The sequence below is a fragment of the Inhella gelatinilytica genome (assembly GCF_016093295.1).
In the GTDB taxonomy this organism is placed as follows: Bacteria; Pseudomonadota; Gammaproteobacteria; order Burkholderiales; family Burkholderiaceae_C; genus Inhella; species Inhella gelatinilytica.
The window spans coordinates 79,952-105,796 of the sequence record NZ_JAEDAL010000002.1 but is presented as its reverse complement, the minus strand read 5'-3'; the positions used below and the strand labels follow the sequence as shown (position 1 = coordinate 105,796).

Sequence of the window (25,845 nt, the reverse complement as noted above, 5' to 3'; positions counted from 1 at the left end):
AACCCATGAAATCCCTCCGTTGGCTTCTCGCCCTGTTGGGCCCCGCGCTGGGCCTCATCGTGGCCTTTGTGGGCGCCGTGCTGTTCACCCACGCCCTCACCCGCCTCTGCCCGCCGGACCTGCTGGTGTCGGGCGTCTGCACGGCGGCTTGGTACCCGGCGGCGGAACAAGCCGCCTACGCGCTGGCGGCGGGCCTCGGCTCGTTTGCCTTTGTGGGGCTGCCAGCCCGCACCGCGCCGGACTACCCGGTTGAGGTGGCCTGGATCGCCCTGCTGGCCGGTGGGGTGTTCGCGGCCCTGTTTGTGTGGCAGGCCGGGAGCGAGTTGATCCCCGCGCTGCTGGCCGCACTCGTGGGTGGCGGTGTGGCCGCGGGGCAGGCGCTGCGGCGGGCGGCGCGGGGTGAACCCGGCGCGGATCTCAAGTAGCCCTTCATCGACTCACCCATCCGCACATGCAACACCTCGGCTCCCTCGCCCTCACCCTTGCCGGCACGTTCAGCGCGTTGGCGGCGCTCGCGCACTTGGCTTGCATTGCCATCGGGGCGCCAGCGTACCGGGTGATGGGGGCGGGTGAGCGCATGGCGCGGGCGGCGGAATTGGGGCAGTGGCAGCCCACGGTGGTCACGCTGGGCATTGCCGCCTGCTTGGGCGTGTGGGCGCTGTTTGCGTTCAGTGGTGCGGGTTGGGGGCCCAGGCTGCCGCTGGCCAAGTGGGGGCTGGTGCTGATCACGGGCATCTATCTGGCGCGCGGTTTCGCCTACCCGGTCATCCAACCCCTGTTCCCCGGCAACAGCACCACGTTCTGGGTGATTTCGTCCGGCATTTGCTTGCTGATCGGCACCACGCATCTGGTGGGTGTATGGACATCGTGGCGCGATCTATAGACGCCCAACCGCTTGCACTCCGTGTCGGCGCCGCCATCGTTTCGATCGCCACCCCAGGTCACGCAGAAAAGTACCAATTTTTGGCACATTTTTGCCACCAAATAGGAGTGCGCTGATGAGCCGAAATACCTCCGTCACCCTTGGGCCGCATTTCGTGAGCTTCATTGATGCCCAGGTCCAAGGCGGTTGCTATGGTTCCGCCAGTGATGTGGCCAGGGCGGGGCTGAGGCTGCTGGATGAGCACGAGGCCAGGGTCAAGGCGCTGCAAGAGGCACTGAGCGCCGGCCTGCAATCGGGCGAGCCCCGCGCGTTCGATAGCGCAGCCTTCCTGGACCGCATGCACGCACGGCATGGGTAAGACGTACCGGCTCTCTCCGGCGGCCGAGGGTGACCTGGAGGCATCTGGCTCTACACGCTGAAACACTGGTCACGAGCACAAGCTGACACCTACCTGCACGAGCTTGTAGCCGCCTTTGAAGGACTCGCCGCAGGCACCAAGCAGCGGCGGCCCGCAGATGTGTTGCCGGATTTCATGAAGTACCTGTGCGGGTCGCACGTCATCTATTTTCTGAACGGCCCCGCCCATCTGGATGTGATCCGCGTCCTGCACCAGCGACAGGACGCCGAGCGGCATTTTTAGCCGGGGCGAGGGCCACCCGCCGTGCTCGCGGTTGGGGCCGTCGCTCTCAGCACCCCATCAGGCGAATCAGCCCCGGGCGCCCCACCGCTGCCTCAAGCGCATCGGCCAAGCGGTCCAGCGCGGTGTCGAGCAGCGGCACTTGTGCACCAAACAAGGCGCGCAAGAAGGCGGGTTGTTCCAAGAGACCGTGGGCGTACAAGCCCAACGCCGAGCCCTGCTGCCAGCCGATGGGGTGGCCATCGTCGGCCCAGGCCACGGGGGTGGCCTGCGGCAGGCCCTCGGTGCGGCCGCAGCGGATCTCATAGCCTTCGGTGGCGACCCCGTTCAGCCCCGCCCACGGGCCGTGCAGGCCTGCGAGGGTGAGGCGGCCCGTGCGCAGGCGTTTGGGGGCTTGGTAGTGGGTGTGGAGGGGCAAAAGGCCCAAGCCCGCCTGGCCCGCATGGGGCACGCCATCCAGGCCCTCGGGGTCGGCCAGGGTCTGACCCAAGAGCTGCAAACCGCCGCAGATGCCCAGCACCGGCTTGCCCGCGGCGGCATGCGCCTGCACCAGCGTGTCCAGCCCTTGGGCACGCAGCCACGCCCCATCGCCACTGGCTTGCTTGCTACCGGGCAGGATCAACCAATCGGCGTCCTCTGCGTGCGCCCGCTCGCGTGCCCACACCAGGCGCACGCCGGGCAGTTGGCTGAGGGGCAAGAACTCGTCCAAGTTGCTGATGTGCGGCCCGGCGAGGATGGCGATGCGCAGGGCGTCTGAGGCGCCACCGCGAGCGGGCTCAACGCCGTAGAGCCCATCCTCCTCCGGCAAGCCATGGTGGCGTAGCAGGGGCAGCACGCCCAGCAAGGGCACGCCCGTGCGCGCCTGCAAGAGAGCCGGCCCCGGCGCCAACAGCGTGGCGTCGCCGCGGAACTTGTTCAGCACCCAACCGCTCAAGAGCGGGCGCAGGTCGTCGGGCATCAAGGCCCAGGTGCCGTGTAGGTGGGCGAAGGCACCGCCCCGGTCGATGTCCGACACCAACAGGGCCTGCGTGGGCCCGCACGCCTGGGCCCAGCGCGCCACGCCGAGGTTGACGAAGTCGTGGTCAGCCAGGTTGATCTCGGCAGGGGAGCCGGCGCCCTCCACGATCAGCAGCTCGTGCGCGGCGTGCAGCCGCTCAAAGCCCGCGCGAGCGGCCTGTGCCAGGTGGTGGCTGCGCTCGCGCCAGGGCACCTCCGCCAGCTCGCGGGCCACGCGGCCGTTGAGCACCACTTGGCTGCGGGTGTCGGCCTCGGGCTTGAGCAGCACCGGGTTCATGTCCACCGTGGGCCGCACGCGCGCGGCCAGGGCCTGGAAGTACTGGGCGGAGCCGATCTCGCCAAAGCCCTCACCCCCGTCAGAACCGTCGTTCGGCAGGGGCACGACGCGGGCGTTGTTGCTCATGTTCTGCGCTTTGTAGGGCGCGACCTCGTAGCCGGCGTTGGCCGCCCAGCGGCACAGCGCCGTGGCGAGCAGGCTCTTGCCCGCACCACTGCTGCAGCCCCAGACGATCAAGGTGCGGGCGGGCACGGGGGAGCCTCCAGGTTGAGGTGGATTTGCGGTCGGCCGCAGCCGCCGGTTTCGACGCGCACGGCGTGCCCGAAGACCGCCTCCAGCGCCCGTTGCAGGGCGGGGTCTTGCGGGCCGCCATCGGCCACCACCGCGCCGGCGCTGAGCACGACCACGCGGTCAGCTTGCAGGGCCAAAGCCAGGTCGTGCAGCACGCTGACCACGCCACGCCCCTCCTGCGCCAGCTCGCGAAAAAGCCGTGCGAGCGCAACTTGGTGCGGTGCGTCGAGGTGGGTGGTGGGCTCATCCAGCAGCAGCAGCGGCGCCTCGGTGGCGAGCGCCCGCGCCAGCAACACGCGCTGGCGTTCGCCGCCACTGAGCTCGTGCAGGCGGCGCTCGGTCCAGGCCTGGGCCTCGCAGCGCGCCAAGGCGCGCTCCACTGCCTCGCGGTCACGCACGCCGGGCACACCGGCCAAGCCCAAATGGGCGATGCGCCCCAGCTCCACGGTCTCGCGCACGCTGAGCTCGCCGCTGGTCTCGCCCTGCTGGGCCATCCACGCCAAGCGCTGGGCGCGCTCCGGCGCGCTCCACTGCGTCAAGGCCTGCCCGGTCAACTGCACGCGCCCGTGCTGGGGCTGCAGCAAGCCTGCCAGCGCACGCAGCAAGGTGGACTTGCCTGCGCCGTTGGGCCCGACGATGGCGGTCCAGCCGGGGCCGATCTGCAAATCGACGCCGCGCAACACTTCGCGCCCGCCCAGTTCAATGCGTAAAGCCTTAGCGTCGAGCATGGCGAGATTCGATGCAGACCATCAAGATCAGGAGCAGGCGCCCCTGGGTGCTTCGGGGGTGCCTCATCCCAACCCCCAACGGCGCAGCAGCACAAAAAGATAGCCCCCACCCAGCACCGAGGTCACCACCCCCACGGGCAGCTCCTGTGGCGCGATGAGGGCACGGCTGAGCACGTCGGCCCACAGCAACAGCACGGCACCCATGGCGCTGCTGGCCACCAGCAGCCACGCGTGCAGGCCACTGGCGTGGCGGCGCACCAAGTGGGGGGACACCAAGCCCACAAAGCCCACCAAACCGACCTGGGACACGGCCAATGCCGTGCACGCGGCGAGCAAGGCCACCAAATGCAGGCGCAAGCGGCCCAAATCCAGCCCGAGGCTGGCCGCGCTGTCCTCCCCCAGGGTCAGGGCATCCAGCACACGGGCGCGGCCCCGAACGGCCCAGAGCAAGCCCGCCAGCCCTGCGGCCAGCAAGAGCACAGCGTCCCAGCCGATGAAGCTGGTGCTGCCCAGCATGAAGGCTTGCTTGCCACGCAGCGCGTCGGGCGAGAGCACGGTGATGAAGTCGCTCACCGCGCCCAACACCACGGCCACCACCACACCAGCCAGCAACAAGCGCAGCGTGTGCAGCGCACCGGCCGCCAAGCTGAGGGTGAGCAGCACCCCGGCCAGCGCACCGCCAAACGCGGCGCCGACGAGGCCCACGCGCTCGATCCACGCCAAGGTGGCCAAGCTGAGCGACAAGCCACCCAACGTGGCGCCGGCCATCACCAGCACCACGGCCAGGCCCGCCCCGGCGGCGGAGCCGAGCAAATACGGATCGGCCAAGGGGTTGCGAAAGAGGCCCTGCGCCAGCGCGCCGGCCAGCCCCAACAGCCCGCCCACCAGGGCCGCGCCCAGGGTGCGGGGGGCGCGGATCTGGCCAAGGATCAGCGCGCCTTGGTCGCCTTGCAGTTGCCGCCAGAAATCGGTGGGCGAAAAGCCGTGCTGGCCGGTCAGCAAGCCCGCCAGGATGCCAAAACCGAGCAGCAGCGCCAGACCCAGCGCCAGCCGCTGGCGTTGGTGGGCTGAGGGGCTGAGCCCAGGCAGGTTCATGGCAGTTTGGCCAAGCAATCGGCCAGCAAGCCGGCCGCGTCACCCAGGCGCGGGCTGGGCCGCACCAGGATCTCGTAGGGCACCGACTCAAAACCGCACAGGCGCCCGTTCTTGACCGCCGGGATGGCCGCCCAACCGGGCCGCTTCTTCAGCGCCGCTTGCTCCTTGGCCGTCCCCAGGATGAGCGCCGGCCGCGCCTGCACGATGAATTCCGGATTGAGCTTGGGAAAGGGCCCCAGGTGTGTGGGCACGGCATTGGGCAGCCCGAGCTGCGCCAGCGTCTCGCCGATGAACGAACTGGCGCCAGCGGCATAGGGGCCCCCGCCGATTTCAAAGTAAACCGATTGGCCGCGCAAGTGGGCCGGCACGCGGGCGCGCGCCGCCGCCACCTGCTGCTGCACGCGCGCCCACAGGCGCTCCGCGCCCTCGGGTTGACCGACAAGCTGGGCCACCAGGCCCAAGGAGCGACGCACATCGGCATGGCTTTCCGAGCGCAGGCGCAGCACCGGGATGCCGAGCGCCTCCAGCCGATCCAGCGAGCGCGCGGCGACCGAGGCCAGCACCACGTCCGGCTTCAGGGCCACGAGCGTCTCGATCTGCACGTCGTCCAAGCCGCCCAATTGCGGCAGTCGGGTCACCGCCGCCGGCCAGTTGGAGTAACGGTCCACGCCCACGAGGCGGTCGGTGGCCCCAAGGGCGCCGACCGCCTCAGTCAACGAGGGCAGGAGGCTGACGATGCGCTGCGCGGGCTGCTTGAGGCGCAGCGTGCGCCCGCTGTCGTCGTGCAGTTCCAGCGGTGCCGCCGTGGCCAGCTTGGCCAGCAGCAAGACCCCAGCCAGGCTCAGCAGTCGCAACCAGCTCAAACTTTGTGCGCGTCGCATCGTTCGACTCCCTGCTTGCCTTAGCGGCCCCAGCGCAGCACGACTTGCCACTCCCGCCCCGGCTGGTTGTAGCCGGTTGCGGTTTCGTAGGCTTTGTCGGCCACGTTGTTGAGCTTGAGGCCCAGCGCCCAGTCGGCATTCAGGCGCCAATCGGCCCGCAAGTCCAGCACGGTGTGGCCCGCCACTTCCAGGGTGTTGGTAGCGTTCTCGTACCGCTTGCCCGCGTGACGCAGTTGCCCCCCCAGCGTCCAATCACCCCAGCTGTGCTCGAGCCCCAGACGCAGGTGCGTCTTGGCCCGGCGCGGCAGCAACTTGTCCAGTTGGGCCGTCCCTTGGCTCGCGTTGCGCGGATCCAGGTGGTCGGCTGAGGCGTTGAGCGTCCAGCCCGCCCAGCTCAGGTCATAGCTCAGGCTCAGGCCTTTGATCCGGGCGCGCGGGATGTTGGTCGGGGCCGGGCCGCTGCTGATGTAGCCCCGGATGCGGTTGTCAAAGGCGGCCACGCGCAGTTGGTGGGCGCCTTGGGCCCACTGTGCAAACAGCTCTTGGTGGCGGCCTTCTTCGGGTTGCAGATTGGGGTTGCCAAAGCTGGGGTAATAGAGCTGGTTGAAGCTCGGCGCCACAAAGCTGGTGCCCAGCGAGGCGCCCAAGCGCCAAGCCTCGCTCAAGGCGTAGCCGTAGGCCGCCGAGCCGGTGTTTTGGTGCCCGAACTGCGAATTGCGGTCGTGGCGTGCGGCCAGTTGCCAGTGGTGGGCGCCCGCGGCGCCGGTGAGGCCGGCCGCGTAGGCGTCGATGCTGCGGTGGCTGACCTCATAGGCTTGGCCCGGCCGGGTGACGTCTTGCTCCAGGCGCTCGGCCAGCAGCAACACACGGCCCAAGTCGGTTTGCAGCTGGTTCTCCCAGGCAATTTGCTGTTGCGTGGTGCCGGTGACGCCCAGGTCCATCCACGGCGAAGCGGAGACCTGCACGTCGGACTCGTCCACCGACCGCGACACCCGCACCTGGCTGTGCCAGCGCCCGCTCACGGTGCCGCCCACTTGCAAGGCCAGCACGCGGCTGTTCATCTGCGTGCGCGAATCGGCCCCCGGGCCATCGTCGTACTGACTCTTGCCGCGCTGGTCTTGGCCCAGCAGTTCCGCCCGCCAATCCCCGCCCAGCTTGACGCCCAGGCGGCCGGTCAAACCACGCTGGCGCAGGCCGTCGCGGTCGGGGTTGTGGCTGCCAAAGCGCTCACGCGGGTTGGTGGCTGAGAAGCCCTCGTCGCGCAAGGTTTGCAGGCCCAGGCTGGCGTCCACCGCGCCTTCGGCCCAATTCAGGCCTGCACTGCCTTGGCGCAAGCCGTGGCTGCCCACCGCCACACGGCCATGGGCTTTGAGGCCCGCACCGCGCGCCTTGCGCGTGAACACCTGCACCACACCGCCCACGGCGTCGCTGCCGTAGAGCGCTGACAAGGGACCGCGCACGATCTCGATGCGCTCGATGGCATCCAGCGGCAGGTTGTCCCAAATAGGCAGGCCGAGCGTGGCCGAGCCGTAGCGCACACCGTCGATCAGCAGCAGGGTGTGGCGGGCCTCCAGGCCGCGCAGCGAAACCGAGGCCGTTTTGCCCAAACCGCCGTTGGACCAAAACTGCACGCCTGGTTGGGCGGCCAGCACCTCGGCCAGGCTGCGGCCGGCTTGCGCCTCCAGGTCCGCCCGATCGAGCACGGTGACTTCGGCCAGGGCTTGGTCCACGCGTTGCGCCGCCCCGCGGGTGGCGGTGACGCTGACGGGGTCCAAGGTGGAGGTTTGGGCGTTGGCCAGCGGCGTGGCCAAAGCGAGGGCAGCCGCAGCGGCGAGGGCCACGGCAGAGGGTTGGGCGCGCAGGCCCGAGACAAGAGAAGACATGAAGAAAGAACCAGCAGACATCGTGCACCGCTGCTTCCCCGCAGCCGCGCACCTCATGGCGCCACCGCTCGCGCGGCGCACCCCCCAGTTGGCCGGTATCCGGGCTGACGGAACAACCCCTGTGTCCTTCCCAGATCGTGCGATCCAGTGGCTTCGACAGGAGCGGAAGGCGCGAGGCCTTCGTCCGCTTACCGTTGCGGGGGCAGCTCAGTTTGGGGCGGCTCACCGGGTGGTGGGAGCCCTGCTGATTCCCGTTGAACGGCGACCCCAGGCTTGAGGCCGCGCGCACCAACAATGGGGTCAGTTTAGCGGAGGCGGCTGCCGTGGGCCCGCTGCGAGGCCGCGTCCAGGATGTGCAGGCGGCGCAAAGCGCGCGTCAACCAGCGCTGCGGAAAGTGCGCTGCCGCGCCCGCGTAGACGCTGTACTTAACGAGCTTGCCCAGCCATAGAGCTGCTACCACCGCGGCCATGGGCAAATTGGTCAAGGCCGCGAACGCCAGAGCGGGCGTGAGCGGCAAAGGCAAGGCCGCAATCGCCAACAGGGCCCAAACCCCCCAGTCACTGAGCCAGCGCGTGGCATCCACCCAGGCCGCGGAGCGCATCAGGTCGGGATAGCGTTGCGCCAGCGCGTCCCAGCCCATGTGATGGAAGGCCCAGTACAGCAGGGCCGCCCCCAGGGCAGCCCCCAGGCTGGCGCCCCCCGCGATGGCCCACCAGCGGCGCGGCGCCATCAACACCGCCGCCACCAAGAGGGAGGCAAAGGGCACAGACATGGACAACGTTGCCGCCAGCGCCACCCCGGCCACGGTCAGCGGGAAGCGCGGGGCATCCGCCTGCCGCAACAAGGCTTGCAGCAAGCGGGTTTCAAGGGAACTGTTCAGCACCGGGTGATTCGCTCAGGCGCGTTGCGCAGGGCTCAGCGCTGAATCTCCGTCACCATGAACTTGCCACCCTCCCGGACAACACGGAATTTCAGCTTGTCGCCCACCTGGAGACCATTCAGCAGGGCCGGCTCTTTGACGTGGAACACCATGGTCATGGGCGGCATGTCCATGTGCTTGATGGGGCCGTGCTTCAACTGAACTTTGCCCGCAGCCAGCTCAAGCTTGCGCACTTCGCCGTCCACCCATTCGTCCGTCGCGGCAGGCGCTGCGGCCTCGTGCCCTGCGCCATGCGAATGGGCGTGGTTATGCGCCTGAACGGTGCCCATGGACACCCCGCACAGCAAGAAAGCAAATACCCACTTCATACGATCCTCATCAGCGGTAGGTTTGAAACACGCGTGTGCTGCCGTCGCGGCGCACCAACAGCACTTCATAGGGGTCGTGCCGACCGCCATAGGCCGGGCCGTCCATTCCGGGCGACCCGACGGGCATGCCGGGAACTGCCAGCCCCAGCGCGTCGGTTTGGTTTTTGAGCAAGCGCTTGATGTCCGCCGCGGGCACATGCCCTTCGATCACATAGCGCCCAATTTGGGCCGTGTGGCAAGACCCCAAAGCAAGCGGCATTTTGAGGCGCTGACGCGCTTCATCGTTGCCGTCCTCATGCACTTGGATGTCGGAGAAGCCCTGCTGACGCAGGTGCTCAATCCAGTCCTTGCAGCACCCGCATTGCGGGCCCTTCCAGACCACCACCTTGGGCAAGGCCCCTTGTGCCCACAGGGCCGGGGCCATTCCAGCGCTCGCCAGCGCCATCCATGCGGTTCGTCGTTTCATCCGTCGTGTCCTTGTTCCACGGTGCGCCCCGGCGCCACCGACACGGCGGAGATTTCACCACCAAGCCCCCCTTTGGCAAGGCTCGAGGGTTAATGCAGGTCAAGCCGGCAAGAAGTCACCCACGCGGCGGCGGGCCGGCAGCAACGGAGCCATCCACCCGGCCGGCTCCAACTCCAGTTCGATTCCGCAAGGCAGGGCTTGCGCACAGCCGCTCATGGCCAGCAGGTCCACCGTCTGGCCCGGGTTCAGCATCAACTCGTATTCCAGTTCGATGTCTTGGGTCCCCCCCTGCCACAGGATGGGCTCGCCAAACACGGCACGCTGCCCATTGACCAACAGTTCCAACCACAACTCGGCCCCGCCGCTGCTGAAGGCGCGGGCGCGGGTGGAGACCCGCACCACATGGGCGCCCTTGCGTTCGGCCACGTAGCGGGCCCGTAGTGTGGATGCGATGGGGGCACGGCCCCCGAGTGCTTGTCCGTCCATGACGACCTCCCCGGCTCGGATGGCCCGACTCTGTCACTCCCACCCCCATTGCGGCACCCCCCCAAAAGGAGGAAATCCACCGATTTCAGGGGGTCAAAACGCCCCGCCGACCCCCTTCACTCAGGGGGCCAACACCCCAGCGTCGGTCACCACGATGGGCAAGGCCTGGTCATGCGGCGCCACCGCGAAGTCCACCTGCGCGCTCTGCCAGGCCACGCCCACCGCCGTCACGCCGGGCCGGGCCGCCAGCCAGCGGTCAAAGTACCCTCCTCCGTAGCCCAGGCGATAGCCATCCGTCCGGTAACCCACACAGGGCACCAGGACCACGTCGGGTTCGACACCCGCCCCCACCGGGGCAGGAATGCCCATTTCATCGGTCTGCGAGGGGGCCTGCCCGTCCCACCGCCGGAATTCCATGCGCCGCCCCTCACGAAACGCAAAGGGAAGCGCCACCGTCACCCCCGTCAGGGCATGCTGCCGCCAAAACGCCGGGGCATCGAATTCGCCTGGCAGGGGCCAATACAGGCCCAGACACAGCGGCTCCAACTGCGCCAACACCGAAGCCAAGTGCCCCGCCAACGCAGCCGGCGCTTCGGGGTGATCCGTCAGCCACAGTTCACGCGCGGCTTTGAGGTGGCGACGCAGCGCGGCGCGATCCATAGTGGTCAGGTTCATATCACCATTTTGAGCCTGCCCGTTCTCGCCGCAGGGCCTCGGTTTCTGGTGTTCAATGACACCCATGTTGAAGAAGTTGCTCTGGGCCGCCCTGGCCGCCTTCCCCTTTCAGATCCATGCCCAGCCCGCGGATGCCCTGTTGGACGCTGCCCGCGAGGCTTGGCGCAAACGCGATGTGCCGGCCCTGAGCCGGCTGGCGGACCAAGCCCAGCAAGCCCAGCACCCCTTGGCCCCCTGGGTGGACTACTGGCGTACGTTCAGCCGACTGCCGGCCACCACGGTGGCCGATGTCGAGGCCTTCTACCAACGCTGGCCGGGCAGCTATGTGGAAGATCGCCTGCGCAACGACTGGTTGCTGGAACTCGGGCGCCGCAAGGACTGGGCCGCCTTCGCCGCGGACTACCCGCGCTTTCGCATGGACGACGACCGCGAAGTGCATTGCCACGCCCTGCATGCCGAACATCGTCTGGGTCGCCCCGTCAAAGACGCCGACAAGCGTCCGTTCAAAGACCGCGCGCTGACCGCTTGGTTGGCGCAGCGCGAAGCCGACGAAGGGTGCCAGTCACTGGCCGAAGCCCTGGTGGAGACCAAGGTCTTCGGGACCGACGACATTCGGCGCAAGATCAACAGCACGGTCGAAGCGGGTCGCACCAAGGCGTTTCGACAGACGCTGGGGCTGCTCAAGAAGCACGATGAGCAGTCGCTGGAACTCGCCTACGACAAACCGGCGCTGTACCTGCAGCGCAAGGCCCGGCCCAAAGGGCGCTGGCACCAAGAGGAGATCGCCGTCGCGCTGGTGCGCCAAGCGGCGCAGAGCACCGAAGGGCCCGCCGAGCAACTGGAAAACCGCTGGGCCGAAGTCCTGCCCCCGGCGCTCAAGCAGTGGGTGTGGTCGCAATTCGGACGGCAAGCGGCATCGCGCCTGCACGAAGACGCCGCCAGTTATTACCGCAAAGCCCTGGCCGTGCGCAGCCAAGTGGGCGATTGGAGCGACGAAACACTGAGCGCTGGCGCCCGGGCGGCCCTGCGGACGAACAGCGGCAGTGGCGACTGGGACCTGCTGCGAACGCTGGTGAGTGGCATGCCCGAGAGCCTGCGCAGCGATCCCACGTGGCAGTACTGGCATGCCCAAGCCCGTTACCGCAGCGCGCCGGAAGGCGAACGCGGTGAACCCGCCCGTCGGGAGGCCCGCGGGGCCTTGTTGCAGTTGGCGTCGCCCCTGCACTTTTACGGACAACTGGCGGCAGAAGACGTGGGCGCCAACCTCGCCCTGCCCGCCGTGCCCGCCCCCTTGACCGAGGCCGAGCGCCAAGCCGCCACCCAACACGCCGGTCTGAGCCGCGCCCTGCTGCTGATCCAAAGCGGCCTGCGCAGTGAAGGGGTGCGCGAATGGAATTTCAGCCTGCGCGGCCTGGGTGATCGGGAGTTGCTCGCAGCAGCCCAGCGCGCCTGTGACGCGCAGGTTTGGGATCGTTGCATCAACACCAGCGAAAAAACCAAGCACGAGGTGCACCTGGGGCAACGCTTTCCCACGCCCTTCCGCACCCAGGTCCAAGAGCGCGCGCAGGCCGCCGGACTCAACCCGGCCGATCCCTATGGCCTGATCCGCCAAGAGTCGCGCTTCATCTTGGACGCGCGCTCCGGCGTGGGCGCGTCTGGTCTGATGCAACTCATGCCGGCGACGGCCAAGTGGACGGCCAAGAAAATTGGGCTGCCGTATCAGGGTGGACAGATCGCCGACATGGACACCAATCTGCGCTTGGGAATGGCTTATTTGCGCCTGGTGCTCGACGACTTTGGCGGCGCCTTGCCCTTGGCTGCGGCGGCCTACAACGCAGGGCCCAGCCGCTCCCGCCGCTGGCGCGAAGGCCCGGAAATGGACGCTGCCGCGTGGGCCGAGACCATTCCGTTTACCGAGACGCGGGACTACGTCAAGAAGGTGCTGGCCAACGCCACGCTCTACGCCCGCCTGATGGGTCAACCCCAGGCGCTGCTTCGCGAGCGGCTGGGCCAGCGCATTGGACCGCGACCCGCGTCAGCCCCGCCGGCCAATGGAGAGTTGCCATGAACGTCCTCGTTCTCGGAGGCAGTGGGTTCGTCGGGCGCGCCCTGTGTGAACAGTTGCAGCGTGCGGGGCACCGCGTCACCGTCCCCACGCGGCGCGACCGCCAAGCCCGCCCCTTGTTGACTTTGCCCGCCGTCACCGTGCATCGCGGCGATGTGCTGCGCGATGAAGCCTTCTTGGCGCAACTGCTGGCGGGGCAGGATGCCGTGATCAATTTGATTGCCATCCTGCACGGCAGCGCGGCCGACTTCGAGCGCATTCAGGTGCAGTGGCCGCACCGCTTGGCCCGCGCGTGCCTGAAAGCCCAGGTGCCGCGCCTGCTGCACCTCAGCGCCTTGGGTGTGGAGGGTGCAGAAGCCTCGGGTTCGCATTACCTGATGGCCAAAGCCCGGGGGGAAACCACGCTGCGCGCCCAAAGCGGCCTGCAGTGGACGATTTACCGCCCCTCGGTCATTTTTGGCGCAGAAGACCAATTCATGAACCTCTTCGCCGGCCTACAGCGCGGGCTGCCGGTGATGGCGCTGGGGGGTGCCACGGCACGCCTGCAGCCCGTGTGGGTCGGCGATGTGGTGCGTGCCTTGGTCCACGGGCTCACGCACCCGGAGACCATCGGTCAAACCTACGAGCTGGCCGGCCCCGAGGTGTTCACGTTGCGGGAGTTGGTGCAGTTGGCAGGGCGCTGGGCCCACTGCCCGCGACCGGTTCTGGCCTTGCCCCCCGCGCTCGCTTGGTTACAAGCTTGGGTGTTCGAACACCTGCCCGGGCCCTTGCTCAGCCGCGACAACCTGCGCTCGCTGCGTGTTCCCAATGTCGCCACCGGCCACTTGCCGGGCCTGTCCGAACTCGGGCTCCCCGCCCACAGCCTCAAGGCCCTGGCGCCCACTTACCTCAAACCCCGCGCTCTCGCATGAAACTCGTCATTGCCAACAAGAACTACTCGTCGTGGTCCATGCGCCCCTGGGTGCTGCTGAAGCATTACGGCATCGCGTTTGAGGAGGAGGTGATCTTGTTCGATCACTTCCAGCCGGGCTCCCAGTTCAGCGCCCAAGCCGGGCAGATCAGCCCCACGGCCCGCGTACCGGTACTGGTGGAAGACGACGGCTTCACCACCTGGGACAGCCTGGCCATCGCCGAGCGCGTAGCCGACCTGCACCCAGAGCACGCCGTGTGGCCGCGCGAGTCCAAAGCGCGGGCGCGGGCCCGCAGCCTGGCCGCCACCATGCACAGCGGCTTTGGGGACCTGCGCCGCCTGTGCCCCATGAACATCGACTGCGACCTGCGCGCCGTGGGCCAGCGCCTGCTGGCCACCGAACCCGGCTTGCGCGCCGACCTGGCCCGCCTGGAAGCCCTGTGGACGCCCGAACTGCAAGCCCACGGTGGCCCTTACTTGATGGGCAGTGCATTTGGCGCCGTCGATGCCTACTTCGCGCCCGTGGCCATGCGCCTCACACGCTACGGCCTGCCGCTGAGTGGGGCGTGCGCTGCTTATGTTCAGACCCTGGAGACCACCCCGGCCGTTCAAGCCTGGGTGGCCGATGCGCTCGCTGAAAAGCGCTTTGTGCCGGACGACGAGCCTTATCGGGCGAGCGCGGACGAGCCGGCTCGATAAATAAGCAGGTCTGCCCTAGCACCCAAAAATCGCCGGGCCAGTCGTCAGCTTTTAAGATTTGTTAAAAATTGACACCATCAGTTCGCTAAATTTTTCAAAGCCACCGTCAATCATCGGCGACACGTATTCCTCAACCGCAGCCCTTCCCACGTCATCCGCAACGGTTGACGCCAGCTTTTTACAAACAGCGACAATAAAGCCCTTGACGGAATTTTCCGGCACACCCGCAGCGATCATTGATGCAATCGCTTCTTTTTTGTTGGCATCCGGAATTAAGAAATCTACCAAATCCGCATAAGCGTCTACGCCAAGGATAATTATATTCGGCGAGAACGATCCATCGGTCAGCCTGCCTCGCTCCTGGACTTTCGCACGGATGTAGTCCGAAACCAAGGGTCTCTCCACTGCCAATGCAAGAGAGTCACCCCGCTTCTGCAGCACGGGCCGCCTCAAAATAGCTAGGGCCTCCTCATGTAGATCCGCCTCCGATTTGGTGCGCAACTCATGGTCATATATCAGCCTCCTGGCTTTTGTTCGTGAAATCCTCAAGCCAGAAACCAACTCATAAATTTGCGGATTGTCCGGGAGTGCGCCAATCTGTATAAAGGCACGAAACACGGCCAATTCAATCTCGCTCTTTGAATGCACACCAAATGCGGGGGTTATCAAAGTCGACAGCATCGCCTTCAAAACACTCCTCATATTTTCAGGACTTTGCCGATCAATCACATCGATCAGATTCATTCCCACTCAACCTCAACCAAACCATACCGATTAAATAAAAGGCCGCGAACCCGATGACTGCCCTGGGTTCGGCGGCCTGCAACCCCCTATCAACGAACAACGACCGGTGATCCTGCTTCCAAGTAGGCCGCCAACTGCCCATAGGCCTGCTCAGCCTTTTTCTTGTTCGAAAAATCAATACCCGTTGAGCCGAAATCACCATCCAGCCTCAGCGTCCAAACCCTACGCTCGCCATCCTTGTCACCCAGAAAAGGAACTTTTTTCCATCGTGCATCCAACCCGATTTGCGTCACTTGGTCTGTCTTGATGACGATCCGATCCAAGTATTGCATCCAGAACTTCGGTCGAACGTAATCAAACACGCCATTCGCAGCCAAGCCGCCCCCTGGGAAGGAGATCTCCCCCAGTTCTAGATCCAATCGAACACCGGGCAAAAGTGCACGTATCCGGTACATCAACAGAGAATTTATTACAAGAGCCAAACCGCCACAGACAAGGCCCGCAATTAGTCTTTCAAGAAAACCATCCTTTGGCTTATCGATAATTCCCGCCAAAAAAAGCTCGAACAAAAGTGCAACAATTAGCGAAACACCAAATATCAAAACACCCTGCGGATCAGTGACAGCAAATCCACCTTGTTCCGCATTATTTTTGCCTTTTAGAGCATCCATTTAACACCTCCACTCAGGAAATTACTTCATCGACTTGCTTGGCTCTTCGCGGCATCAAAAACGGAAGCGCAATCCCAGCCAAAAGGCCCCCATAGATCAATAGCTTACCCAGCCACAGTCCCAATTTCGCTGAAAGCTGGCCAGCCTCATCCTCAGCCCCAGCACTCTCAGAGGCGTTGTCGCTCGTAGGTGCGGATTGCACATCAACACCTTGCGCCACCATAGGAGAGGTGGTGGTACTCGAAGCAGGGTTCGCTTCTATTGCTTGGCTCGCCACGGCCGCTGGCCCGGCGGAGTTGGAAGTCTCGCCTGCCGGCGACGGTGCATGTGGCGCATCGCCAATTGGATGTACTGATGCGGAGGAGCTTGCAGCTTCGGAAGCTTGAGCTACAGGAGCAACAGTGGTGACCGGCTGCTGCGATACGCTTTTAGCCTGTTGCTCTGCCAGGGCCGCACGTTCAGCAGCAACTTTGGCCTGGTGCTCGGCGGCAGCGGCGCGCGCCGCATCGACTCGCGCCTTTAGTGCTGCAGCAGCGTTCTTGTAAACGCGCAATTCACATTGCTCATTCCGGGAGCAAGATTGAACGAGCGACTTTAATTGGAATTGTGATTCTGAATTCAGGCCCAATTCACGGAAATGCTTTCCGTAGCGCATATTTGCTTGACGCACGCAACTTTCTGTGTTGCCGCCTTCGTTCAAGCAAACCGAATAGAAATCTGGATCCGTATACTCAGGCAAGCTCTGCGCATTTGCTGCGCCGAGTGCAACTAAAAGTATCCCCCCCGCAATTACCCTCATATAACCCTCTCTGTTTAGAACTGGTGACCTGCCCACGAAACATTGGTTCTGGGCACTACTGCGGTGAAACCGGCGCCCAGAGCGGGCTGCATGCTATCGACAATGCAAGGCACACTTTGCAGAAGTTCCACCTACTCCTTTGTGTGGAATCAAATCCTTTCGAAGTACTGGGTGCGTAGATGCAAATTTTTCAAGTCGGCGGCGCCGTTCGAGACCGTCTGCTCGGCCGCCCCGTGAACGATCACGATTGGGTGGTCGTGGGGGCCACGCCAGAGCAGATGGTGGCGCGCGGGTTTCGGCCGGTGGGCAAGGACTTCCCCGTCTTTTTGCACCCCGCAACCCACGAGGAATACGCGCTGGCGCGCACCGAACGCAAGAACGGGCGCGGATACAAAGGGTTCGCGGTCTACGCGGCGCCCGAGGTCACGTTGGAAGAAGACCTGGCGCGACGCGACCTGACCATCAATGCGATCGCCCTCGATGCGCAGGAGCGCGCCATTGACCCGTTCGGTGGACAGGCGGATTTGCACAACAAGGTGCTGCGCCACGTCAGCCCCGCCTTTGCCGAAGACCCGGTGCGCATCCTGCGGCTGGCGCGGTTTGCGGCGCGTTTCACCGATTTTTCGGTGGCTCCAGAAACCCTGTCGCTGTGCCAAACCATGGTGCAAGAGGGCGAAGTCGACCACCTGGTGGCCGAGCGCGTGTGGCAAGAGCTCGCTACTGGGCTGATGGAGGCCGCCCCCGCGCGCATGCTCACCGTACTTCGGGACTGCGGGGCGCTCAAACGCCTGGCCCCGGAGCTCGACGCCTGCTGGGGCGTGCCCCAGCCCCTGGAGCACCACCCCGAGGGCGACACGGGTGCGCACCTGGAACTCGTGCTCACCCACACGGCGACCCACCGCTTGCCGCTCACCGTCCGCTTTGCGGCCTTGGTGCACGACCTGGGCAAGGCCCTCACTCCGCCCCATGTGTTGCCCCGGCACATGGGCCATGACCGGGCGGGGCTCCAACCGCTGGCGGCGCTGTGCGAACGCTGGAAAGTTCCCACCGATTGCAAAGAGTTGGCCCGACTGGCGTGCGCCGAACACATCCATGTTCACCAAAGCCTGGGGTTTGGGGCCGAGGCCGTCCAGCGCCTGCTGCAGCGCTGCGATGCGCTGCGCCGCCCAGGGCGCTTTGCTGAGCTCATGCAGGTGTGCGAGGCCGACGCGCGCGGGCGGCTGGGCCTGCAGGACCGCCCCTACCCCCAGGCCGAACGCCTGCTGCTGGCCCTGGACGCGGCATTGGCGGTCGACACAGCCGCCGTGACCGCCCCACTACTGGCCGCTGGCGCGAGTGGCCCGACGCTCGGACGCGCTGTCGATTTGGCGCGCCGCGAGGCCATCACGATGGCCCTGAGCCCGGGGCGCTGAGTTCACCAGCGCCAGCGCGCGAGACGCGGCGGTACCGACCACACACAAAGTGGGCTCGTCCGCACCAAAGGCCGCCACGGTGGCGGGCAACTCGCCCAGTGTGGTGCTGATGCTGCGCTGACGCGGCGTGTGGGCGGCCACCACGACGGCGGCCGGCGTGCCGGGGCCCAGGCCGCCGGCGAGCAGGGCCGTTGTCCAACCCGCGCATTGCGCCTTGCCCATGTAGACGACCAAGGTAAGCCCACTTTGGGCCAAGGCGGCCCAATTGGGGGCCTCGCAGCCGGGTCCGGAGTGCCCGGTGACCAGCACCACGCCGGGGCTGCAGCGGCGGTCCGTAACCGAGACCCCCGCGGCGGTGGGGCCAGCCAACCCACTGGTCAGGCCGCTGACCACTTCCACCGGGATTCCGGCCGCTTGCAAGGCCTCCACTTCCTCTGCGCCCCGGCCAAACACAAACGGGTCGCCGCCCTTGAGTCGTACCACGCGGCGGCCCGAACGGGCTTCTCGCACCAGGAGCCCATGGATAAAGGCCTGGTCGGTCGAGGGCTGCCCGCCGCGCTTGCCCACACGCACCAAGCGGCCGCGCACCAGGGCCAGCACCCGCGCATCCACCAAGTCGTCGGCCAGCACCACATCTGCGGCTTGCAGGCGCTGCAGCGCCCGCACCGTCAGCAACTCGGGATCTCCGGGCCCGGCCCCCACCAGGGCCACCGGGTGGACGGCAGACGGCGTGTTCATGCGGGGACTCCTTCTTGGATCAGACGACGCAAAGTGGGCAGACATGACCCGCACTGGGTACCGCACCGAAGCTCATGTTGCAGCGTGCTCAATCGGCCGTCGGTGCGCGCCAGGCAGGCGCGGATGGCGTCCTCACGAACGTCAAAGCATTGACAGACCTGCGGCGCGCGCGGGGTGTCGAGCCGGTGCAGCGGTGGTTGACCGGGGCTGAGCAGCCAGCGCTCCAAGCCCGCAACGGGCTGGCGTGCCCGCCACAGGGGCTCAAGCCAGGCGGCTTCGTCCCCTTCACCCACGCGAAGAAATGCGGCGATCTGGCAGTTGGCGCCCTCGCCGCGCAGACGCAAGCGCCGCAAACGCCCCCGGCTGGGGTCGGCGTACTGGTGCCCCCCGGGCCCGTCAAAGCCCAGGGCCAAGGCCAAGCGGGCCACCCAGGCGTCATCCGGCAGGGTGGCGGCCGCCGCCTCAAAGGCCCAGCCCACCTCGCCGTCCGTCTCGCTGGGCACGGGCACGCAGTGGGCATAGGCCCAGCCCCCTAAGCTGGCGCGCAAGCGCGCGTGCAGCGCGGGCCCCTCGTCCGCCGACACCCAGGCACAGGCGGTCACCCGCCAAGGCAGGTTCGCCGGACTGATGGACAGTGCAGCCTGCTTCAGTGCCGGCTGCCCGCTATCGGGGCAGCGGCGCCGCTGGGTCAGCCCGTTGACGCCCAACCCGCTGAGCACCTCAGACCCCCAATGCATGGCCACGTCGGCTTGGCTCAAGCCCAGCCGGTCGTCACAGCGCAGGGGGAGCACCGTTTCCCCATGGCGAGTGCGCAGTTGCACCAACTGGCCCTCGGCCAGCCGGCGCCGCTGGGCGTCCTGTGGGTGCAAGCGCACGAACGGCGCACCCTCCAGTCCAAAGAGTCGCGGCACACGCCCGGAGCGGCTGAGCCCATGCCAGTGGTCCCGCAAACGGGTGGTGGTGAGCTGAAGGGGGAACTGGGCATCCGCCCTTTCGGCCAGGGGTCGGAAGGGTACGCATTGAAACCGCGCCCGCCCGCTGGGGGTTGGGAACCACCGATCCGTGTAGAGCCGGGCTTGTGGCCCCTGCACGAAGGGCCAAGTCTTGGGCCCCCGTTCGTCCAACAGGGCGTAGCTCAAGCCGGTGATGTCCAAGTCCCGGCCGCGGGTGCTTTCTCGGTGTTCATTCCACAGCGCTTCGGGGCTGTCCGTACGGGCAAACAGCGACGGGCGGTGGGGGTTGAGGACCGCATCCAGCCTCAAACCCACCTCCCGGGCAATGGCCCAATCCGCGCGCGCCTCACCGGGCGGCGGCACCGCCGCCCGCACGCGGCTGATGCGGCGCTCGCTGTTGGTCACAGTGCCCTCTTTCTCCCCCCACGTACTGGCAGGCAGCAGGACATCCGCAAAGGGGGCCGTGGCGGTGTCGCCAAAGGCCTCCTGCACGATGACGAGTTCGCAACGCGTCAGGGCTTGGCGAACCAAGGCCTGATCGGGCAGGCTCTGTGCCGGGTTGGTGCAAACAATCCAAAGGGCCTTGATCTCGCCCCGCGCGGCAGCCTCAAACAGCGACACGGCATCGTGCCCCGGCCCGGGGAGCCGCTCCAACCCGCTCAAGCCCCACAGCTTGGCCACGTCCACCCGGTGCGCGGGGTTGGCCGGGTCACGGTGCCCCGGCAGCAGCGTTGCCATCCCCCCGGCCTCCCGCCCCCCCATGGCATTGGGCTGCCCAGTCAGCGAAAAGGGGCCCGCGCCGGGCTTGCCAATCTGGCCGGTGGCCAAGTGCAGGTTGATGAGTGCGGTGTTGTTGGCCGTGCCGCTGGCGCTTTGATTCAGCCCTTGGCAATAGAGGCTCAGGCTGCGAGGCGACTGAGCAAACCACTCGGCCGCCTGCCAAATGTGGGCTTCCGGCACACCACAGGTCTGGGCCGCACGGGCCGGCGTCCAGTCGCGCACCAGGTCTTTGAGTGGCGCCCATCCTTCGGTGTGGTGGGACACAAAGCCTGCATCCACCCACCCCTGCCAAATGCAAGCGTGCAGCAAGCCATGGAACAAGGCCACGTCGGTGCCCGGCTGGAGGGCCAGGTGCAAGTCGGCCAACTCAGCGGTTTCGGTCCGGCGGGGGTCGACGACGATCAGTCGGTGGCCCGGCTGGCGAGCCCGAGCCGCTTCGATGCGGCGAAAGAGAACGGGGTGTGCCCAGGCCGGGTTGGCGCCGGCAATCAGCAAGCACGCGGCCTGCTCCACATCTTCATAACTGCAAGGCGGCGCATCGGCCCCGAGGCTTTGCTTGTAGCCCACCACCGCCGAACTCATGCACAGGCGGGAGTTGGAGTCAATGTGGGGCGTTTTGAGCACACCCCGTGCCAGTTTGTTGAAGGCGCAATAGTCCTCCGTCAACAACTGCCCCGAAACATAAAAACCAATCGCCTCCGGCCCGTGCTGGCCATGAATGCGCAGCAACTCACCGCACACCCGGTCCAGCGCCGCCGCCCAGCCCACCGGCTTGGGCGGGCCGCCGCCCCGGTCCTGCAACACAGGGACCCGCAAGCGGCTGTGCGCCCGGACCTGCGGTGTTGCGGTGAGGTGCAAGGTTTGCCCCTTGGTGCACAGCCGCCCGAAGTTGGCCGGGTGGTCAGGGTCGCCCCGCACGCCCGTGATCTGGGCGCCGTCGTGCTCGATGAGCACGCCACAGCCCACACCGCAGTACGGGCACGTGCTTCGGGTCTGGGTGGGTGGGGCCATGGGCTCAGGCCACCCCGAGGGGAATGCGGGCCGCCGCACAAGGCCCGGCCACGGGCGGCTGCAGGTCCAGGGCCAGGGTTGCCAACTCCTCGCTCAGCAATTGCACGGCCCCCTCGACCACGCGCACTTGAAAGGCGGGCGTTGTGCCCTCATCGGGGGCCTGGGCCCGGCCCGTGTCCAGTCCAATGGTCCAGTTGTGCAGCGGGCAGGCCACGCCCCGACCAAAGACGATGCCCTGACTCAGGGGCCCACCCCTGTGCGGACAGCGGTCCAACAGGGCAAACACTTCGTCCGCTTCATTGCGGAAGAGGGCCACATCCATGCCGCGGGGACGGGCCACACGGCGGGCCCCCAGCACGGGGATGTCCCGAACGTCGCAAACCGTGACCCAGCTCATACCGCCACCTTTTCAAATTGCCGCAAGTCCACCCGAGCTTTGTCAAATTCCACCCAAGGGTCGGGCTCCCCATCCAGGGCAAACTGCAATTGCGCCCACAGCGCTTGGCGGCCTGCGGTGTCGTCCAGGATGCGCCGTTTCACGTAGTCCAACCCCACGCGGTTCACGTAATGCACGGTGCGTTCGAGGTACCAGCCCTCCAAGCGATACAGCTGCAAGAAGGCGCCGCTGAACTCGAGCACCTCGTCCGCCGTCTTGACCTTGCAGAGGAACTGCGCGACCTCGGTCTTGATGCCCCCATTGCCGGCGATGTGAATCTCCCAGCCGGAGTCGACGCCGATCACCCCCACGTCCTTGATGCCCGCCTCCGCACAGTTGCGCGGGCACCCGCTGACCGCCAGCTTGACTTTGTGAGGGGCGTACATGCGCCACAACTGGCGCTCCAAGTCCTTGCCCATCTGGGTGCTGTCTTGTGTTCCAAACCGGCACCACTCCGAACCCACGCAAGTTTTGACGGTTCGCAGGGCTTTGGCGTAGGCGTGCCCGCTCACCATGTCCAGATCCTTCCAGACGGCCGGCAGGTCTTCCTTTTTGATACCGAGCAAGTCAATGCGCTGGCCCCCCGTGACCTTGACGGTGGGGATTTGGAACTTGTCCACCACGTCCGCGATGCGCCGCAACTCGCTGCTGTTGGTTTCGCCGCCCCACATGCGCGGGATCACGCTGTAGGTCCCATCCTTTTGGATGTTGGCGTGGCTGCGCTCGTTGATGGCGCGGCTTTGCGGGTCGTCCTGGGCCTCTTTGGGCCAGGTGCTGATCAGGTAGTAGTTGAGGGCCGGTCGGCAAGTGGGGCACCCGCTGGGCGTTTTCCAGTCCAGCGCCCGAAACACCTCGGCCCGCGTCAGCAAGTGCCCCTTGACGATGGCCTCCCGCACGTCTTGATGACTGGCGTCCGTACAGCCGCACAGCGCTTTTTTCCGGGGGGCGGCGGAGTAGTCGCCGCCCGCCGTCGCCATGATGAGCTGCTCCACGAGGCCGGTGCACGACCCACACGAGGCGCTGGCCTTGGTGTGTTTGCGCACCTCGTCCAGCGTGAAAAGGCCTTTTTCCTTGATGGCCTTGCAGATGCTGCCCTTGGTGACGCCATTGCAGCCACAGACTTCGTCGCTGTCCTGAAGCGTGGCGGCCTTGCTCTGCCCTTGGTGCCCCGCATCGCCCAGGTTGGATTCCCCGAACATCAAGCGATCGCGAATGTCTGCAATCGTTCGGCCCTCGCGCAGCAGCTTGAAGTACCAGCTGCCGTCCACGGTATCCCCGTACAGACAGGCGCCCACCAGCTTGTCGCCCTTGACCACGAGCTTCTTATAGACCCCGGCGAAGGGGTCGCTCATGACGATGGTTTCGGTGCCCTCACCCCCCAGGAAGTCGCCCGCGCTGTAGAGGTCGATGCCGGTAACCTTGAGTTTGGTGCTGGTCTGGGACCCGGTGTAGCGACCGATGCCGAACTGCGCCAAGTGCGTGGCGCAGACCTTGCCTTGCTCAAACAGCGGCGCCACCAAGCCATAGGCCACGCCGCGGTGGGACGCACACTCGCCCAGCGCATAGATGCGCGGATCGGTCACCGTCTGCAGGGTGTCGGTGACGACGATACCGCGTTGGCAGTGCAAGCCCGCTTGCTCGGCCAGTTCCGTGTTGGGGCGAATCCCGGCGGCCATCACCACCAAATCTGCGGGGATCTCTTCCCCCCCCTTGAACTGCACGGCCATCACCCGCCCGCCAGACCCGTTGAACTTGTCACCGATGAGGGCTTGGGTCTGCGTTCCGGTACGGAAGCGCAGCCCGCGCGCCTCGAGCGAGCGCTGCAGCAACTGCGCGGCGGTGGCGTCGAGTTGCCGCTCCATCAGCCAGTCGCCCAGGTGCACGACGGTGACTTGCATCCCCCGCAACATCAAGCCATTCGCCGCTTCGAGTCCCAACAGGCCACCGCCGATCACCACCGCATGGCGGTACTTGGCCGCCGCATCGATCATGGCCTGCGTGTCGGCGATGTCCCGGTAGGCCACAACGCCGTCCAGCGTATGGCCCGGCACCGGCGGGATGAACGGCAGCGAGCCCGTGGCCAAGAGCAAGCGGTCGTAGTCCGCCGAGGTGCCATCCTCGGCGACCACCCGACGGCGCACCCGGTCAATGTGGGCGACCTTTTTACCCAGATGCAAACGAATGCCGTGCTCTTGGTACCAAGAGACGGGGTTCAGAACGATCTCGTCCAGCGTCTGCTCGCCCGCCAGAACGGGGCTGAGCAAGATGCGGTTGTAGTTCGGGTGCGGCTCCGCGCCGAACACGGTGATGTCGTACAGGTCGGGCGCCAGCTTGAGCAACTCTTCCAGCGTGCGCACGCCCGCCATGCCATTGCCCACCAGCACCAGATGCGGCTTTTTCATGCGGCCTCCGGATGGCTGTGACGGGTGTACAGAAAGTCCAAGACCGCGCGGCGCGCCGCCATGTAGGTGGGATCGGTAGCCAGATGCACGCGGTCGCGCGGTCGCGGCAAGTCCACACGCAGAACCTCCCCGATCGTGGCGGCGGGGCCATTGGTCATCATCACCACGCGGTCCGACAGCAGCACCGCTTCATCCACGTCGTGCGTCACCATCACCACCGTGCAGCCGGTGGCGCCCTGTATCGCCAAGAGCTCATCCTGCAGCTTGGCGCGGGTCAGGGCATCCAAAGCCCCGAAGGGCTCGTCCATCAGCAGTACCTTGGGCTCCATGGCCAAGGCGCGGGCAATGCCCACGCGCTGCTTCATGCCGCCGCTGATCTCCCCAGGGCGCTTGGTCGCCGCGGGAGCCATGCCCACCAGCTCCAGCGCCGCTTGGGCCCGCGCTTTCAGTTGCGAACGGCTTTCCCGGCGACCAAACACGCTCTCCACCGCCAGCAGAACGTTGTCGAAACAAGAGAGCCAAGGCAGTAGCGAGTGGTTCTGAAACACCATGGCGCGATCCGGACCCGGCCGGGCAATCTCCCGCCCATACCCAATCAGCACGCCACGGGTGGGCTGAACCAGGCCGGCCATCAGATTGAGCAAGGTGCTCTTGCCACAGCCGCTGTGACCAATCAGCGCCACCAACTCGCCCGCTTCAATCCGAAGGTTGATGTCACGCAGCGCGTGAAAGGGACCGCGCGGGGTGGAAAAGACCATTTCCACGTTCTCAACATTCATCATGGGACACCCTTTTGGCCAGCGCCATCAGCAGTTGTTCAAGCAGCAACCCCACAAAGCCGATCACAAAGATGGCAATCAGGATGTGCTGCACATTGAGGTTGTTCCATTCGTCCCAAACCCAGAACCCGATCCCGACGCCACCGGTCAGCATTTCCGCGGCGACGATGACCAACCAGGCCGTGCTCACCGACAAACGAACCCCAGTCAGCAAGTAGGGCAGAACCGCCGGGAACAAGATGCGCGTGATGACGCGCCACTCGGAAAGATTCAGCACCCGGGCCACATTCAGGTAGTCCTGCGGCACGCGCTGCACGCCCTGGGCCGTGTTGAGGATCATGGGCCAGATGGAGCAGATAAAAAGCGTCCAGATCGCCGCTGGGTCAGCGCTTTTGAACACCAACAGGCCGATGGGCAACCAAGCCAACGGACTCACGGGACGCAACAAACTGATCAGCGGCCCCAGCATCTGAGCCAGGAAGCGGAAGCGCCCGATGGCAAATCCCAGGGGAATGCCCACCAGCGCCGCCAGACCAAAACCCAAGGCCACGCGCTGCAAGCTGTTGAGAATGTTCCAGCCAATGCCCACATCGTTGGGGCCCTTGCGATAGAACGGGTCAGAGAACAGGTGCAGGGCAGCGTCGAACGTCGCCCGTGGGGTGGGAAACGCCCCGCCCTTTTGCGTCAGGAGCGCCCACACGCCCACCAACAAGGCCAGCCCGAGTACGGGGGCGATCCAGCGCAAAACCCACCGCGGCGGCGCGGGCCGGCGGCGCTCGAGTGGAGATTCCGAGGTCGCGGCCGGCACGTGGCGCGCCTCCCGCACGGCGCCCGACGCTTCGGGCGCATGAAACACAGCTGCCACCATGGCCAACTCG

The 25,845-nt window shown here is 66.3% G+C and carries 27 protein-coding genes and 1 riboswitch; of the genes, 8 read left to right on the top strand and 19 right to left on the bottom strand.

Annotated elements, in window-relative coordinates:
• Nucleotides 1-5: 5 nt before the first annotated feature.
• The 4 genes from I7X43_RS05370 to I7X43_RS05355 all read left to right on the top strand — a co-directional run bounded on the left by I7X43_RS05370 (nt 6) and on the right by I7X43_RS05355 (nt 1,523).
• Nucleotides 6-425: a hypothetical protein gene (locus I7X43_RS05370; protein ID WP_198099902.1), complete on the top strand. Its 420-nt coding sequence runs from the start codon at nt 6-8 to the stop codon at nt 423-425.
• 26 nt (nt 426-451) lie between these two features.
• Entirely contained in the window at nt 452-883 is a 432-nt protein-coding gene (locus I7X43_RS05365) for a hypothetical protein (RefSeq protein WP_198099901.1), read from the top strand.
• A gap of 115 nt (nt 884-998) precedes the next feature.
• Nucleotides 999-1,241, top strand: a complete 243-nt coding sequence (locus tag I7X43_RS05360) for a type II toxin-antitoxin system ParD family antitoxin (RefSeq protein WP_198099900.1) — start codon at nt 999-1,001, stop codon at nt 1,239-1,241.
• Nucleotides 1,242-1,283: 42 nt separating this feature from the next.
• The gene (locus tag I7X43_RS05355; RefSeq protein WP_310737536.1) at nt 1,284-1,523 is read left to right on the top strand and encodes a type II toxin-antitoxin system RelE/ParE family toxin; all 240 of its coding nucleotides are present in this window, start codon (nt 1,284-1,286) and stop codon (nt 1,521-1,523) included.
• A 46-nt stretch (nt 1,524-1,569) separates the two neighbouring features.
• Here the strand turns inward: I7X43_RS05355 and I7X43_RS05350 are convergent, their stop codons facing one another.
• The 10 genes from I7X43_RS05350 to I7X43_RS05305 all read right to left on the bottom strand — a co-directional run bounded on the left by I7X43_RS05350 (nt 1,570) and on the right by I7X43_RS05305 (nt 10,568).
• Nucleotides 1,570-3,066, bottom strand: a complete 1,497-nt coding sequence (locus I7X43_RS05350) for a cobyric acid synthase (protein WP_198099899.1) — start codon at nt 3,064-3,066, stop codon at nt 1,570-1,572.
• Nucleotides 3,048-3,833 carry an ABC transporter ATP-binding protein gene (locus I7X43_RS05345; RefSeq protein ID WP_198099898.1) on the bottom strand — a complete coding sequence of 262 codons (786 nt, stop codon included), beginning with the start codon at nt 3,831-3,833 and terminating at the stop codon, nt 3,048-3,050. Before I7X43_RS05345 ends, I7X43_RS05350 begins: the two co-directional genes overlap by 19 nt.
• A 63-nt stretch (nt 3,834-3,896) precedes the next feature.
• Nucleotides 3,897-4,928, bottom strand: a complete 1,032-nt coding sequence (locus I7X43_RS05340; RefSeq protein WP_198099897.1) for a FecCD family ABC transporter permease — start codon at nt 4,926-4,928, stop codon at nt 3,897-3,899.
• Complete coding sequence (locus I7X43_RS05335) at nt 4,925-5,809, bottom strand: ABC transporter substrate-binding protein (protein ID WP_198099896.1); 885 nt, start codon at nt 5,807-5,809, stop codon at nt 4,925-4,927. The genes I7X43_RS05340 and I7X43_RS05335 overlap by 4 nt, the downstream gene beginning before the upstream one ends.
• A 20-nt stretch (nt 5,810-5,829) precedes the next feature.
• Nucleotides 5,830-7,692, bottom strand: a complete 1,863-nt coding sequence (locus I7X43_RS05330) for a TonB-dependent receptor domain-containing protein (protein WP_246480207.1) — start codon at nt 7,690-7,692, stop codon at nt 5,830-5,832.
• A 73-nt stretch (nt 7,693-7,765) separates the two neighbouring features.
• Nucleotides 7,766-8,000, bottom strand: a riboswitch (cobalamin riboswitch).
• Nucleotides 7,998-8,576 carry a VTT domain-containing protein gene (locus I7X43_RS05325; protein ID WP_198099894.1) on the bottom strand — a complete coding sequence of 193 codons (579 nt, stop codon included), beginning with the start codon at nt 8,574-8,576 and terminating at the stop codon, nt 7,998-8,000. Its footprint overlaps the riboswitch before it by 3 nt.
• Before the next feature lie 32 nt (nt 8,577-8,608).
• Entirely contained in the window at nt 8,609-8,941 is a 333-nt protein-coding gene (locus tag I7X43_RS05320; protein ID WP_198099893.1) for a copper-binding protein, read from the bottom strand.
• A gap of 10 nt (nt 8,942-8,951) precedes the next feature.
• The gene (locus I7X43_RS05315; protein WP_198099892.1) at nt 8,952-9,407 is read right to left on the bottom strand and encodes a DUF411 domain-containing protein; all 456 of its coding nucleotides are present in this window, start codon (nt 9,405-9,407) and stop codon (nt 8,952-8,954) included.
• 99 nt (nt 9,408-9,506) lie between these two features.
• Nucleotides 9,507-9,893: a hypothetical protein gene (locus I7X43_RS05310; RefSeq protein WP_198099891.1), complete on the bottom strand. Its 387-nt coding sequence runs from the start codon at nt 9,891-9,893 to the stop codon at nt 9,507-9,509.
• 120 nt (nt 9,894-10,013) lie between these two features.
• Complete coding sequence (locus I7X43_RS05305) at nt 10,014-10,568, bottom strand: 5-formyltetrahydrofolate cyclo-ligase (protein WP_198099890.1); 555 nt, start codon at nt 10,566-10,568, stop codon at nt 10,014-10,016.
• 64 nt (nt 10,569-10,632) lie between these two features.
• On the opposite strand from I7X43_RS05305, the gene I7X43_RS05300 reads away from it, so the two are divergent.
• Genes I7X43_RS05300 through I7X43_RS05290 form a run of 3 tightly spaced genes read left to right on the top strand, consistent with a single transcriptional unit; the run spans nt 10,633 to nt 14,242 of the window.
• Nucleotides 10,633-12,636 (top strand): lytic transglycosylase domain-containing protein, encoded by a 2,004-nt coding sequence (locus I7X43_RS05300; protein ID WP_198099889.1) that lies wholly within the window; start codon nt 10,633-10,635, stop codon nt 12,634-12,636.
• Nucleotides 12,633-13,544, top strand: coding sequence for a complex I NDUFA9 subunit family protein (locus I7X43_RS05295; RefSeq protein ID WP_198099888.1), 912 nt, complete (start codon nt 12,633-12,635; stop codon nt 13,542-13,544). The genes I7X43_RS05300 and I7X43_RS05295 overlap by 4 nt, the downstream gene beginning before the upstream one ends.
• Nucleotides 13,541-14,242, top strand: a complete 702-nt coding sequence (locus I7X43_RS05290; RefSeq protein ID WP_198099887.1) for a glutathione S-transferase family protein — start codon at nt 13,541-13,543, stop codon at nt 14,240-14,242. Before I7X43_RS05295 ends, I7X43_RS05290 begins: the two co-directional genes overlap by 4 nt.
• 51 nt (nt 14,243-14,293) lie before the next feature.
• Here the strand turns inward: I7X43_RS05290 and I7X43_RS05285 are convergent, their stop codons facing one another.
• From I7X43_RS05285 to I7X43_RS05275, 3 genes are all read right to left on the bottom strand, one after another.
• Entirely contained in the window at nt 14,294-14,986 is a 693-nt protein-coding gene (locus I7X43_RS05285) for a hypothetical protein (RefSeq protein WP_198099886.1), read from the bottom strand.
• Nucleotides 14,987-15,075: 89 nt separating this feature from the next.
• A complete protein-coding gene (locus I7X43_RS05280) occupies nt 15,076-15,657 on the bottom strand; it encodes a hypothetical protein (protein WP_198099885.1) in 582 nt (193 codons plus the stop codon).
• A 13-nt stretch (nt 15,658-15,670) separates the two neighbouring features.
• Nucleotides 15,671-16,396, bottom strand: coding sequence for a hypothetical protein (locus tag I7X43_RS05275; protein WP_198099884.1), 726 nt, complete (start codon nt 16,394-16,396; stop codon nt 15,671-15,673).
• A 239-nt stretch (nt 16,397-16,635) separates the two neighbouring features.
• Between I7X43_RS05275 and I7X43_RS05270 the strand changes: the two genes are divergently transcribed.
• On the top strand, nt 16,636-17,868 hold the full coding sequence (locus tag I7X43_RS05270) for a multifunctional CCA addition/repair protein (RefSeq protein ID WP_198099883.1): 1,233 nt from the start codon (nt 16,636-16,638) through the stop codon (nt 17,866-17,868).
• Here the strand turns inward: I7X43_RS05270 and cobA are convergent.
• From cobA to ntrB, 6 genes are read right to left on the bottom strand one after another with little or no spacing between them, the layout of a single operon-like run.
• Entirely contained in the window at nt 17,773-18,606 is an 834-nt protein-coding gene (gene cobA, locus I7X43_RS05265; protein ID WP_198099882.1) for a uroporphyrinogen-III C-methyltransferase, read from the bottom strand. The two genes, I7X43_RS05270 and cobA, sit on opposite strands and share 96 nt — an antisense overlap.
• Nucleotides 18,603-21,350: a nitrate reductase gene (locus tag I7X43_RS05260; protein ID WP_198099881.1), complete on the bottom strand. Its 2,748-nt coding sequence runs from the start codon at nt 21,348-21,350 to the stop codon at nt 18,603-18,605. The genes cobA and I7X43_RS05260 overlap by 4 nt, the downstream gene beginning before the upstream one ends.
• A 4-nt stretch (nt 21,351-21,354) precedes the next feature.
• Nucleotides 21,355-21,747, bottom strand: a complete 393-nt coding sequence (gene nirD, locus I7X43_RS05255; protein WP_198099880.1) for a nitrite reductase small subunit NirD — start codon at nt 21,745-21,747, stop codon at nt 21,355-21,357.
• On the bottom strand, nt 21,744-24,188 hold the full coding sequence (gene nirB, locus I7X43_RS05250; protein ID WP_198099879.1) for a nitrite reductase large subunit NirB: 2,445 nt from the start codon (nt 24,186-24,188) through the stop codon (nt 21,744-21,746). Before nirB ends, nirD begins: the two co-directional genes overlap by 4 nt.
• Nucleotides 24,185-24,970, bottom strand: coding sequence for an ABC transporter ATP-binding protein (locus I7X43_RS05245; RefSeq protein ID WP_375140381.1), 786 nt, complete (start codon nt 24,968-24,970; stop codon nt 24,185-24,187). Before I7X43_RS05245 ends, nirB begins: the two co-directional genes overlap by 4 nt.
• Complete coding sequence (gene ntrB, locus I7X43_RS05240; protein ID WP_198099878.1) at nt 24,957-25,835, bottom strand: nitrate ABC transporter permease; 879 nt, start codon at nt 25,833-25,835, stop codon at nt 24,957-24,959. The genes I7X43_RS05245 and ntrB overlap by 14 nt, the downstream gene beginning before the upstream one ends.
• Nucleotides 25,836-25,845 lie beyond the last annotated feature (10 nt).